This window comes from Sphingomonas sp. URJC2 (genome assembly GCF_059803575.1).
In genome coordinates this window covers 34,149-46,125 of record NZ_JAPFGX010000005.1, presented here as the reverse complement: position 1 = coordinate 46,125, position 11,977 = coordinate 34,149, and the positions used below count along the sequence as shown (strand labels likewise).

The 11,977-nt window shown below is 68.8% G+C and carries 12 protein-coding genes; 5 read left to right on the top strand and 7 right to left on the bottom strand.

Annotation, left to right across the window (positions count from 1 at the left end; all coding sequences use genetic code 11):
• Positions 1–246: 246 nt before the first annotated feature.
• The 3 genes from OPU66_RS03730 to OPU66_RS03720 form a co-directional block, all read right to left on the bottom strand.
• A complete protein-coding gene (locus OPU66_RS03730; protein ID WP_498552264.1) occupies positions 247–1,392 on the bottom strand; it encodes an NAD(P)/FAD-dependent oxidoreductase in 1,146 nt (381 codons plus the stop codon).
• A 113-nt stretch (positions 1,393–1,505) separates the two neighbouring features.
• Complete coding sequence (locus OPU66_RS03725; RefSeq protein WP_498552263.1) at positions 1,506–3,551, bottom strand: putative bifunctional diguanylate cyclase/phosphodiesterase; 2,046 nt, start codon at positions 3,549–3,551, stop codon at positions 1,506–1,508.
• A 122-nt stretch (positions 3,552–3,673) separates the two neighbouring features.
• Entirely contained in the window at positions 3,674–4,324 is a 651-nt protein-coding gene (locus tag OPU66_RS03720; RefSeq protein WP_498552262.1) for a peptidylprolyl isomerase, read from the bottom strand.
• A gap of 286 nt (positions 4,325–4,610) precedes the next feature.
• Here OPU66_RS03720 and OPU66_RS03715 point away from each other — a divergent pair, with 286 nt between their 5' ends.
• The 3 genes from OPU66_RS03715 (at position 4,611) to OPU66_RS03705 (ending at position 6,939) form a co-directional block, all read left to right on the top strand.
• Positions 4,611–4,751, top strand: coding sequence for a hypothetical protein (locus OPU66_RS03715; protein WP_498552261.1), 141 nt, complete (start codon positions 4,611–4,613; stop codon positions 4,749–4,751).
• Between the two features lie 163 nt (positions 4,752–4,914).
• Positions 4,915–6,210 (top strand): dicarboxylate/amino acid:cation symporter, encoded by a 1,296-nt coding sequence (locus OPU66_RS03710; protein WP_498552260.1) that lies wholly within the window; start codon positions 4,915–4,917, stop codon positions 6,208–6,210.
• A 384-nt stretch (positions 6,211–6,594) separates the two neighbouring features.
• Positions 6,595–6,939, top strand: coding sequence for a UrcA family protein (locus tag OPU66_RS03705; protein WP_498552259.1), 345 nt, complete (start codon positions 6,595–6,597; stop codon positions 6,937–6,939).
• A gap of 106 nt (positions 6,940–7,045) precedes the next feature.
• Here OPU66_RS03705 and OPU66_RS03700 read toward each other — a convergent pair whose 3' ends face one another.
• Positions 7,046–7,804 (bottom strand): LytR/AlgR family response regulator transcription factor, encoded by a 759-nt coding sequence (locus OPU66_RS03700; protein WP_498552258.1) that lies wholly within the window; start codon positions 7,802–7,804, stop codon positions 7,046–7,048.
• The gene (locus OPU66_RS03695; RefSeq protein WP_498552257.1) at positions 7,791–8,915 is read right to left on the bottom strand and encodes a sensor histidine kinase; all 1,125 of its coding nucleotides are present in this window, start codon (positions 8,913–8,915) and stop codon (positions 7,791–7,793) included. Before OPU66_RS03695 ends, OPU66_RS03700 begins: the two co-directional genes overlap by 14 nt.
• 153 nt (positions 8,916–9,068) lie before the next feature.
• On the opposite strand from OPU66_RS03695, the gene OPU66_RS03690 reads away from it, so the two are divergent.
• The gene (locus OPU66_RS03690) at positions 9,069–9,308 is read left to right on the top strand and encodes a hypothetical protein (protein ID WP_498552256.1); all 240 of its coding nucleotides are present in this window, start codon (positions 9,069–9,071) and stop codon (positions 9,306–9,308) included.
• 199 nt (positions 9,309–9,507) lie between these two features.
• Positions 9,508–10,059 carry a hypothetical protein gene (locus OPU66_RS03685; RefSeq protein ID WP_498552255.1) on the top strand — a complete coding sequence of 184 codons (552 nt, stop codon included), beginning with the start codon at positions 9,508–9,510 and terminating at the stop codon, positions 10,057–10,059.
• A gap of 21 nt (positions 10,060–10,080) precedes the next feature.
• On the opposite strand, the gene OPU66_RS03680 is transcribed toward OPU66_RS03685, so the two are convergent.
• Both OPU66_RS03680 and OPU66_RS03675 read right to left on the bottom strand, forming a co-directional pair.
• Complete coding sequence (locus tag OPU66_RS03680; protein WP_498552254.1) at positions 10,081–11,229, bottom strand: mechanosensitive ion channel family protein; 1,149 nt, start codon at positions 11,227–11,229, stop codon at positions 10,081–10,083.
• 119 nt (positions 11,230–11,348) lie between these two features.
• Positions 11,349–11,798 (bottom strand): BLUF domain-containing protein, encoded by a 450-nt coding sequence (locus tag OPU66_RS03675; protein ID WP_498552350.1) that lies wholly within the window; start codon positions 11,796–11,798, stop codon positions 11,349–11,351.
• Between the last annotated feature and the right edge of the window lie 179 nt (positions 11,799–11,977).

The window sequence follows — 11,977 nt, the reverse complement described above, 5'->3', positions numbered from 1 at the left end:
AATGCCCAGGGGCCGCGTCATCAGTCCGCGATGGGGAATGGCGCGCCGGCACTGGCCCGGCCGGAAAAGGCGGAGCGGTGCAGACCCGATATCTTTCCCCGTCTAGGCTGGAGATTAAGGGGCATGCCCCACCAGCTGTCTCGGACGGCAATCAGGCAAAACTCTGCCTGATTGAGCGCGGGCCATTAGCAGATCCGCAGCCGGCGTCAACCGCCACGCGGCCCAGACCGGTCAGGCCCAGACCAATCAGGCGCAAAGGGCGGCAAGGCGTTCCGGGGTGATCGCCGCCGGGGGCGCGCCGGCCTCGGCCAGCCCGTCCGGCCAGTCGCCGCCGGTGATCAGCGCCGCGCTGATCCGCGCCATGGCAGGTGCGGTCTGCAGGCCATAGCCGCCCTGACCGGCCAGCCAGAAAAACCCCGGCGCATCCGCCGCCCAGCCCGCCACCGGCACCCTGTCGGCGGTGAAGGTGCGCAGCCCCGCCCATTTGTGCGTGATCCGCCGGATATCGAGTGTCGTGATCGCCATCACCCGCTCGGCGGCGACGGCCATGTCGATCTCTTCTGGCTGGGCGTCGCCCGGCTGATCGGGATGCTCGTCGACCGGCGAGGCGAGCAGCCGCCCGCCATCGGGCAGGAAATAGACATGGTCGGTCGCTGTCTTGACGAACGGCCAATCGCGCACGTCAAGAGAGGGAGACGGATCAAAGGCGATCACCGTGCGCCTGAGCGGCGACAGGCCGAGCGGCGCGACCCCGGCCATCGTCGCCAGCCCGTCGGCCCACGCCCCGGCGGCGTTGACCAGCACCGGTGCGGTCCAGCGCGCGCCGGTCGCGCTCGTCACCTGCCAGTCGCCGCCGGCGCGCGCGATCGCCGCGACCCGCGCGCCGGTGATCACCGCGCCGCCATGCCGCCTGACCTGCCGGGCATAGCCGCTGAGCATCGCATGCGGATCGAGCCGCAGCCCTTCATGATGGACAAAGCCATGGGTGATCGCATCGGCCCCGAACCGCAGCGCCGGGCACAGCGCCGCCATGCCGGCCTCGTCCAGCCGCTCGACCCGGTCGGTCAGGCCGCGCGTGATCGCCTCCAGATTGTCGAGTTCGGTACGCATGTCCGCCGTCGCGACGAACAGCGCCGGCGTGACCCGGCACAGCGCGTCGAACCCGTCGGGGGGATCGAGGAAAAATGCCCGGCTCCACGCGGTCAGCCCGCGCACCGTCCCGCCGCCAATGCCATAATGCGAGAATGTGACGCTGCGGCCCGAGCTGTGATAGCCGGTCGCGGCCTCCGCCTCGAGCACGACCGTGCGGCCATGGGGCGCGAGCGCCGCCGCTGCCGACAGGCCGGCAACGCCGCCGCCGATGATCAGGAAATCCGCCGTGCCGCCGTCCATCCGCGCCTCCATGGGCACGCTAGCGGCTTGCAGCGCCCGGCGGCAATCCGTTCGCGGGGTTCGCTCTCAGATTTTCCGGGCTGACGGGTCAGTCCACCCGGCCTGAAACCGCGCTAGCTGCCATCGCCCGCGCCGCCGACCAGCTGGTTGAGCCGGTCCTGGCCGACATGATCGTCGAAGCGCACGCCGATGCGCCGGTCGGCCGACCAGCGCACGGTCGCGCCCATCATGCCCATTCCCTGCAAGGCGATCCGCACCGGCGTTTCTTCCCAGCCGCCGGGCAGGCTCAGCCCCTCGACCAGCGCGCCGCCATCGGAAATGTTGCGGATGATGACATCGTTGGTGCGCCCGCCCAGTTCCATCCGCGCACGGCGCAGCACCTTGTAGCGCATCGCCCGCGTCTTGAACCGGCTGACCACCTGGGCAACGCCGCCGCCCTGTTCCAGCTGCGCCCGCACCTGTTCGGGGGGCAGCGGCACGCCGAAGGCAAAGCCCTGGATGTGCGAACAGCCAAGGCTCTGGATCAGGTCGATCTCGTCGAGCATCTCGACACCCTCGGCGGTCGTGTCCATGCCCAGCGCATTGGCAAGGGTGACGATCGCCTGGATGATGGCGGGATTGCGCGATCCCTCCAGCGCCGCGCCGCGCACGAACGACTGGTCGATCTTGATCTTGTCGAACGGCGCTTTCTGCAAATAGCTCATCGACGAATAGCCGGTGCCGAAATCATCAAGCGCGAGCCGCACGCCCAGTTTCTTCAGCCGCGCGAACATCGCCGCGCTGCCGCTTTCATCGCCCAGGAACACGCTTTCGGTGATTTCCAGCTCCAGCCGGTCGCAGGCAATGCCCGACCGGGCGATGGCGTTCATCACCAGCGCCGGCAGCTCGGGATTGGCGAACTGGATCGGCGAGACATTGACCGCGATGCGGACATCGGCCGGCCACCCGGCTGCCGCCTCGGTCGCGCGGCGCAGCACCCATTCGCCCAGCGGCTCGATCAGCCCCGACTCCTCGGCAATCGGGATGAACACGCCCGGCGAGATCGGCCCCAGTTCCGGATGGGTCCAGCGCAGCAGCGCCTCATAGCCGACGATGCGCCGGTCCAGCGTGCCGACAATCGGCTGATAGACGAGGTTGAGCTGGTTCTGCGCCAGCGCGTCGCGCAGATCGTCTTCCAGCCTTTTGCGGTGGCGCGCCTCGGCCAGCATCTTGTCGGCAAAGAACCGGTGGACGCCGCGCCCGCCGGCCTTGGCCGCATAAAGCGCGAGATCGGCGTTGCGCACCAGCGTTTCGGCATCGACCCCGTCGGCGGGCGCGATGGCGATGCCGATCGAACAGCCGATCGTGACGCTGGTGTCGGCAATGTAATAGGGCTGGGACAGCGACTGGATGATCTCGTCGGCGAGTGCCGCGATCGCGTGCCGGTCATCGGTGTTCGACATGACGATCTGGAACTCGTCGCCGCCCAGCCGGCCGACGACCGCGGTGTCGCGCACGCATTGCAGCAGCCGCGAGGCGACCTGTTTCAGCAGCTCGTCGCCCGCCGGATGGCCGAGCGTGTCGTTGACCGCCTTGAACCGGTCAAGATCCATCAGGAACAGCGTGGTCGGCCGGTAAGTGGCGGCCGACTGGCTGAGCTTTTGCTGGAGCACCAGCTGCATGCGCTGGCGGTTGGCAAGCCCGGTCAGCGCGTCGAACAGCGCCAGCCGGGTGATCTCCGCCTCGGCCCGCCGCTTTTCGGTCAGGTCGCTGCCATGGCCGATATAGCCCAGCGGATGGCCGAGCCGGTCGAGGATCGGCCGGCCCGAAATCGACCAGTGATGATCGGGCGACCGGGTGCTGCACACCGGCAGGTCGCTGAACGCCGTGCGCGACGACAGATGAAAGGCCAGCGTGCGGCCGCCGGCATCTTCCCCCTCCGCCGTGTGGAACAGCGTGGTCAGCGGCAGGCCGATGACGCTGTCGCCCGGCGCGCACAGCAGCCGCGCGACCTTGTCGGATATGTAACGCAGCCGGCCATGTTCATCGGCTTCCCAGAACCAGCCGGCGCTTTGCTGCTCGAACTCGCGCACCAGCCGCTCGGCGAAATCGCCGCGCATCCGGCCTTCCTCGTCAAGCGGGGTCTGGTTGCTGCCCGGCTGGCGCCTGCGCCCCGTCACGCGCTGGGAGGAGGAAAAGAACATGGCCCAACGGACTAGGCTGTGCTGGTAAATGATCGCTTAGGGCCGCTGGTTAACGCCCGCCCGATCCGGTCCGTTCCGGTGTGAATGCGGGGATGCGATCAGCGCCCGAACAGCAGCCAGGGCTTGATCCGGCCGGTCGGGCGCGGCGTGCCGTCGAGCCGTTCGGTCTTGAGGATCAGGACCGGTTTCAGGATCATCTGGCCGCGCATCGCGTCGCGCCCGCCGCCGGTGGGCAGGGCGAGGATTTTCCTGACCGTCGCCATGCCCGCGACCACCCGCCCGAACGCCGCATAGCCGGGATAGCCGGGCCGGGCGTCGAGCGCCGGATTGGCGCCGACGCCGAGCGTGAAATTGCCGCTCGCGCTGTTGGGACTGATGCCATGCGCCATCGAAATCGCGCCATCGCCGTGGCGGATGCCGGTCTCGCTGGTCGGCTCCAGCCGGATCGGGGTCAGCGCGCGGCGATAATCGGTGTCGATCCCGCCCTGGATGAAGCCGAAGCGCGGATCGCTGCGCCGGCGCGAGGCGCGGTAGAAGCTCGTCCCCTCCAGCCGCCCGTCATCGACATAGGCGAGGAAGTTCGCTGCCGTGACCGGCGCCCGGCGGGTGTCGAGCGCCACGGTGATCGACCCGAGCGACGTGACCAGCCGCACCCGCACCACCGGCGGCTCGGCATGTGGCCGGGAGGCGGGGCGCGCCGAAGCCAGTCCCGCGCCAAGCGCGACCGCGGCGATCAGCAGCGCGCGCACCGCCCGTCGCGCAGGAACGGCGCGTCGGGGTGCGGACAGGGGGGCGGGGCAGGGACGGGCGGACATGGCCGCCGTCGATAATCGAGCCGGGCCACGAATGCGAGCGATGCGGAGAGGGGGGCGATCGGGCCGGGCGGCACGCGCAAACCGTGGGGCGCGGGCGACGGGCCGTGGCGGTAAACCGCTGATTGGCGACGAATGCGGCCGGTCCCGGCTTGCAATGTGCGCGCCTCTGCCGCATCGACCATCCGGCCGCGAAGGTTCATCCAACAGAGGCAGTTGCGTTTTGATCGACCCACTCTTCCTTGTCGGCCTTGGCCTTGCCATGCTGCTGTGCATCGGAGCTGTCATCGGCTATTATTCGGTGTACCGCCCGTGGCAGCGGCGGCGGCTGGAGCGCGAACATCATCGCAACAAGCGCCGCTGAACCCGGCCCGTCGGCCGGAACTGCCCGGACTGGTCCCTCGAAGGCCGGAACCGGCGCTCCCGCTACAGCCAAAGCGCGGCTTTACCCGGCACAGCCCCGGCTTGCTTGAAAAGTCGCAGCCAAGCGGCGAAAGCGGCGCGACCATGACCGGATCCCCGCGCCCATGAGGGCCTTGCTCTCGCCCCCCGCCCGCATCCTCATCGCCCTTGTCGCTGGGCTGCTGCTTGGCGTCGCCGCCGCGCGCGCCGGAGCTGCCGGCCTGCCGGTGCTGCTGACGCTGGGCGAGACGGTCGGCGGGCTGTGGCTCGATTCGCTGCGCATGACCATCGTGCCGCTGCTCGTCGCGCTGCTCGTGACCGGCATCGCCGCCAATGCCGAGGCGGCGCGCGCGGGCGGCATCGCCGCGCGGGCGGTGATCGCCTTTGCCGTGCTGCTCGTCTGTTCAGCGACGCTTGCCGCGCTGATGATCCCGGCGCTGCTCAGCCTGTTTCCGCTGTCGGCAGAGGCGGCATCGGCGCTGCGCACCGCGCTGGGCCAGGTCGCGCCCGCGCCCACCGACACGCCGGGCATCGCCAGCTTTCTGCGCTCGGTCGTGCCCACCAATCCGGTGGCGGCGGCGGCCAATGATGCGATCCTGCCGCTGATCCTGTTCACCGCCGTGTTCGGCTTTGCGGTCACCAGGCTGCCCGATGCGCCGCGCCGGCTGCTCACCGATTTCTTCGCCGCCGTCGTCGAGGCGATGCTGATCATCATCAACTGGGTGCTCTGGCTCGCCCCGGCCGGGGTGCTGGCGCTCGCCTTTGTCGTCGGCGCCCGCGCCGGGCTGGGGGCGTTCGGCGCGCTCATCCACTATGTGCTGATCGTGTCCAGCGTGGGGGTCGTGATCTGGCTGACGGGGTTCGTGATCGGCACGCTGGGCGGGCGGGTGACGCTGGCGCGCTTTGCCCGCGCTGCCGCTCCGTCGCAGGCGGTTGCGATCAGCACGCAAAGCTCGCTGGCCAGCCTGCCGTCGATGCTGCGCGGGGCCGAGACGCTCGGCGTCCCGGTCAGCGCCGCCGGGGTGGTACTGCCGCTCGCGGTCGCGATCTTCCGCGCGACCGGCCCGGCGATGAACCTGGCAGTCGCGCTCTATGTCGCGCACTGGGCGGGCATCGCGCTTGGCCCGGCGCAGATTGCCGCCGGCATCGCCACCGCGTCGATCACCACGCTGGGCGCGGTCAGCCTGCCGGGGCAGGTGAGCTTCGTCACCTCGATCGCGCCGATCTGCGCGGCGATGGGCGTGCCGGTCGAGCTGCTGGGGATCCTGATCGCGGTCGAGACGATCCCCGACATTTTCCGCACGCTCGGCAATGTCAGCATGGATCTGGGCGTGACGGCGACGGTCGCGCGCGGCGCGCCGCGTGCGGCGGTGGATGCGGCGCTGGACGAGCTGGTCGATCCCCACCCGGCGGAACGCTGATCCGGCCGCCCCCGTGGTGCGATGACAGATTGATTACAGTTGTAGTCGGTCGACGCTGATCGGCCGTTCGTCCGCCGATTGCGGGCTTTGCCGATGGCCGGCTGCCGCCGGTCGAACCCGTGCTGCGGCCCCGTTCCGCCCTTGTTACCAAGGCAATGCGCGGCGGGCCCCAAAGAGCTCCCCGGCCCCTGACGGGCCCGTCGCCACCCCCCGGGACGGCCCGTTTTTCCCCCTTTTCGGGCCGTGCCGGTTCCCCGCTCCGGAGCGGATCCGGCCCGGCACTGTCGGCTTGAACGTTCCGTGTTGTTGATTTGGAGCTGGTCCTGGCGATCGGGTGATGCCGCCCGGCGCGATGATGCTCCTTTGTTCAGAAGGATTTGTGCGATGCGTGTGTTGAAGAGCGCCATTCTGGCCTGCGCCGCCGCCGGCCTGACCATGATCTCCACCCTGTCGCCGGCCGCGGCCGCTGCGTCGGCCCCGGCGGACGAGGCCCGCTCCGTCGATGTCGCCTATGGCGATCTCGACCTGTCGACCGCCAAGGGGCAGGCGCGGCTTGCCCGCCGCATCGACCGCGCGGCCGAGCAGGTGTGCGGGGCGGTGGCGCGTGCACCGCTCGCCCAGCAGCAGATCATCAGCGCCTGTCAGCAGGATGCGGTCGCCGCCGCCAGCCTTGAGATGAAGAATGCCGTGGCCCGTGCCGAGGGCCGGGTGCGGGTCGCCGCCAACTGACCGGCAAACAGCCCGCAATGCGCCCGGTGCGTCGCTGGCCGGCCGCACGCCTGAACGCCCCGGTGTCCGCACCGGGGCGTTTCTTTAGGCGCATTATCTCCGTTGGTCAGCGGCCGGTCATCGCCTTGGCGGCGTCCAGATAGGTGCGGCCGATGCGCACTTCGTCGCCATCGCCCAGATCGGCCCACCACACGCCGCCGCCGTCATGGCGCAGCGCCTTGATGCGGTCGCGGCGGACGATGGTCGAGCGGTGCAGGCGGATGAAGCGCGCCGGATCGAGCCGTTCTTCCAGCGTGCTGATCGTCTGGTGCAGCAGATAGCTGCGCTGGCCGACATGCAGCCGCATATAGTCGCGCTCGGCCTGGATGCGGTCGATATCGGCGGCTGCGATGCGGATCAGTTCGGCGCGGTGCGGCACCCAGAATTCCTCGACATAACCACCGCTTCCGCCGGGGGCGGCCGATTGCTGTGCCCCGCGCCGCGCAATCACGCGCTCGAACGCCCGGCTCAGCCGGTCGGGGGCGACGGGCTTCAGCAGGTAATCGAGCGCGGCAAGATCGAACGCCTCGACCGCAAAGCTGTCGAACGCGGTGACGAAGATCACCGCCGGGCGGTGCGCCCGCCCGGCCAGCGCCCGGGCGACGTCCATCCCGTCCAGCTCCGGCATCGAAATGTCGAGCAGCACCACCTCCGGCTCCAGCCCGTCGACCAGCCGCAGCGCGGCGGCCCCGTCCGATGCGGTGCCGACCAGATCGATCATCGGCTCGCGCGCGCACAGCAATTGCAGCCGCTCGATCGCCAGTGGCTCGTCATCGACGATCAGCGTCCGGACGGGCCGGGCATCGGCCTGTTTAGGATCGTCCATTGTCATACACCTCGGGGAGCGAAAGGGTGACGCGGAAGCCGCCTTCGGCCAGGGCCTCGGTGGTCAGCCCGGCGGCGGCGCCAAAGCGCGCCTGCAAGCGGTCGCGGACATTGGCGAGGCCGATGCCGGCCCCGCCGGCCGCTTTCGCGCCGGGCTTTGCGCCCGGCCCGTCATCGCTGACCTCGAGCCGCAGGATGCCGCCATCGTGCGACGCGCGGATGGTGATGGTGACCGGCCTGGTGCTGCGCGACACGCCATATTTGATCGCGTTTTCCACCAGCGGCTGCAGGATCAGCCCCGGCACACAGGCACCGCGCAGCGCGTCCGGAATGTCGATCTCGGTCCGCAGCCGGTCGGGGAAGCGCACCGCCTCGATATCCAGATACAGGCGCTGGAGGCGCACTTCCTCTTCCAGCCGCACATCGTCGAGCGGGTCGCCCGACAGGCTGGTGCGGTAGAATGTCGACAGGTTCATGATCATCGCCTCCGCCTCCGTCTCCCGCCCGGTGATGACGAGGGAGGACAGCGAGTTCAGCGTGTTGAACAGGAAATGCGGATTGACTTGATAACGCAGCGCGCGGATTTCCGCTTCCTGCGCGGCCTGGGCAAAGGCGGCGATCCGCCGCTCGGCGTCGCGCACGTCATTGGCATAGGAAATCGCCAGATACAGCGTCGCCCAGGCGGCGATGAAGAAATAGCGCGACACCGCCGTTTCGGCGACGCTGCGGAACAGGCGCGGCTTTTCGGCGATTTCCTTCAGGATGTTGGGGTCGCTGAACAGCGCCTCGGGCTTGTAGAGCGTGAACAGATAGGCGTTGACCAGCCCGATCAGCATCGCCGCCGGCACCGCACAGGCAAAGGCGACCGCGATGCGCGTGCCGAACGGCCGGCGGTCGAACCGGCGCAGCACCAGATAGAGCAGGAAGGTGATGACGATGCCGACCGCCGTCACCATCATCCGCCGTTCGGCCATTTCGCCCTGATTGGGCCAGCCCTGGATCCAGGCCTGGAGCGAGACGATCGCGACGTAGAACAGCCAGAAGCCGAGGATGGAATAGATCGCAACCTCATGGCCGACGCCGCGCCGGGCGCCGAGGGAAGAGCCGTGCATCCGTCCTGCTTAGCGCCGACCCCGCGTCTGCGCGAGGGGGCGGGGCGGCGCTGGTCGAACGCGCGGGCGCGTTGATCGAAGCGGAACCGCCGGGCTGGCCGTTGGTTGATCGACCGCCGCGCCCGCCTGGCCGGTGATGACCGGAGAGCCGCCATGCCTGATCCGTCGCGCGACACCGATACGCCGTCCCAGACTGTTCAGCCGCTGCGCAGCCCGCGCCAGGATGCCGGGCAGGATGAGTCGATCCGCCGCCGCCTGCGTCGCAATCCCGATGACGAAGATGCGCGGATCGATGCCAGCGTCGACGAGTCGATGGACGCATCCGACCCGCCTGCGACATCGGTCCCCGGTGCGCATCGCGACCCGGCGCTGCCGCCCGAAAATGGCGGCTGACGCAGCGTTTTCGAGGTCTCCGATCGGCCTTGTTGCTGCGCCGCTTGCCTGACATTTCGTTGCGTTAAAGTGCGGTTGGTCGAAATCCTGTTGCACTGCAAAAAAGTTTTTGCTTCGATTCTGTCCGGAAGGGGCGGTTAACGGGCGATCAACCTCATTCCCCGCAAGATCGCCTCCGACAGCAAGGTCGGAGAAGACAATGGGTCATAGGGTCGGGCCTGCCGCAGGTGCGCTGGCGCTGGTGGAGATGAAAGAGTTCGCCAGCTTTCCCTCGCGCACGCAGCGCTACATTCGCCGCTCGCTCGATATCGGGCTTGAACGGGACGATGCGATCAACCTGTGGTCGCGCGATGTGGTCGAGGCGGCCAGCATCAAGGCACAGATGCGCGTCTATGAACGCCTGCCCGGCCTGCGCAATATGGTGCCTGACGACAGCGGGCTGGACGCGATCGAGCCGTTCATGACCCCGCTGGTCACGGTCAGCGCCTTCGATCTGGGGCAGGACCGGCTGGCGAGCTTTTCCGCCTATCGTTTTCTGTATGAGCGGCTGATCGGGCCGGCGGTGCGGCCCTGGCTGCCGAGCGCGTTTTGCGCGGCGGCAGCGCTGCCGCATCTGCATCCCGACAAGCGCCGGCGGCTGCTCCAGTCGATCAGCGAGGCGGCGGCGACCGCACCGGGCTGGTCCAGCCGCTCGCCCGCCTTTTTCCCGCAATGGGTGGAAAAGATCGACACCTCCGCCGCCCGCCACTGACGGGCGGCGCGGGCCGGGCGCTCAGCCGTCCCGGTCCGCTGCGGTCGCATAGGGCATGACCAGCCGCCCGTCCGGGGCGGCGGTCAGGGTGGTCTGGGTCGGATAGGCGAACTCCAGCCCATCGCTGCGGAAGCGCGTCAGGATCGCCATGCCGAGCGCGTGGCGCGCGGCGATGAACGTCTCGTAATCGTCCGACTCGACATCGAACTCGAGCTCGAAGTCGAGCGAACTGGCGGCAAAGCCGACAAAACCGGCGCGCACGAAATGATGCCCCAGCCCCTCGACCAGCTCGCGCAGCAGGGCGGGCAGGGCGGCCGCCCGGTCCGGATCGGTGTGGTAGACCAGCGACAGCAGAAAGCGCCCGCGCCGCCGCTCCAGCCGCGACATGTTGCGGATTTCCTTGTCCAGCAGCTGCTTGTTGGAAATCACCCGCTGCTCGCCGCTGACCGCGCGCAGCCGCGTGGATTTCAGCCCGATGGCCTCGACGGTTGCCGATGTCTGGTCATAGGCGATGGCGTCGCCGCGCCGGAACGGCCGGTCGAACAGGATCGACAGCGCCGCGAACAGATCGGCGAAAATGCCCTGTGCGGCGAGGCCGATGGCGATGCCGCCAATGCCCAGCCCCGCGACCAGACCGGTGACATTGACGCCGATATTGTCGAGAATGACGATGGTGGCGACGATGAACAGCGCGACCGTGACCAGCAGCCGGATCAGGCCGAGCGCGCTGCCGAGCGTGTCATGCTGGCCGGCCTCGGTCCGGTATTCGATCAGCCCGATGATGATTTCGCGCGCCCACAGCGCCGCCTGCAGGGTGACGGCGACGACGAAGGCGATGCGCACCGGCTCGGCGATCGCCGCCGGCGCGTCGGAGTAATTGACCACCAGCCGCGCGGCGACCGCCAGGATGAACAGATTGCCGGTGCGGTTGACCGCGCGGCCGAGGATCGCGGCCCAGCCATGGTCGTTTCCCTCGCGCCGGCACAGCTGCGACCCGAGCCGGCGCAGCCCCAGCAGGACGGCGACAAGCAAAGCGGCCGCGGCCAGCGCGAGCAGCAATCCCGCGCCCTGATCGCGGATCCAGACGATCAGCTGGTCGACCAGCGCAGACAGGCGCGTTGAAAAGCGGGCGGACAGGCCCGCCCAGTCGGCATCGGGCGTGGTCGGCAACGAATGTGTCTCCTGATACTGTCATGCATCGGGGGCATGCAGCGCGGCACGGGGGCACCGTGCACGCCGTCCCGACGGGCAATGCCCGATGCGCAGGATCGTTCCGCGTCCGGCGGCGGTCAAGAGAGGGAGGGCACCGGCGTCTGGCGGGCGATGAAGCGGCTGGCGATGCCCAGAATGCGGTCGGCGGCGATCACGCAGGCCGATCCGCCTTTGCGCAGGCAGGTGAAGGGGGCGATGTGCCGGTCGACGAAATGCGACGGGCCGGAATAGGCGCAGGCCCAGAGCGCAAAGCGTCGCTCCGCCAGCGGGCCGCGCAGCAGGATGGTGACGTCGCCATGACGGCGGTCTGCGGCGATGCGCGCGATCAGCGGATCCAGCCGGTCGGCCTCGCCCTCCAATATCTGCGCGAAATGCCCGCCGGTGTAGAGCAACGCCCCGGAGATGTCGGCAACCCGGTTCGCCTGCATCGCACGGTCGACAATATTGTCGACCTCCTGCCGCGCATCGGCGGCCGGGATCAGCGATCTGCTCACATATACAATCGTCTCGAGCAAGTTATTCCTCACATGGATCAGTCTTGTCGGACGCAATAAAAGGGCGCGGACAATTGCCCTGAATCTTGTCGCACTGGCGCAGCAGGAACGGAAAAATATTTCCGTGATGAGACGCACGTATCGAGATTCTGATATCACATCATGCGAAATTGCAGAAACGATATCGACATGGCGTCGATTTTGCCTGTCCC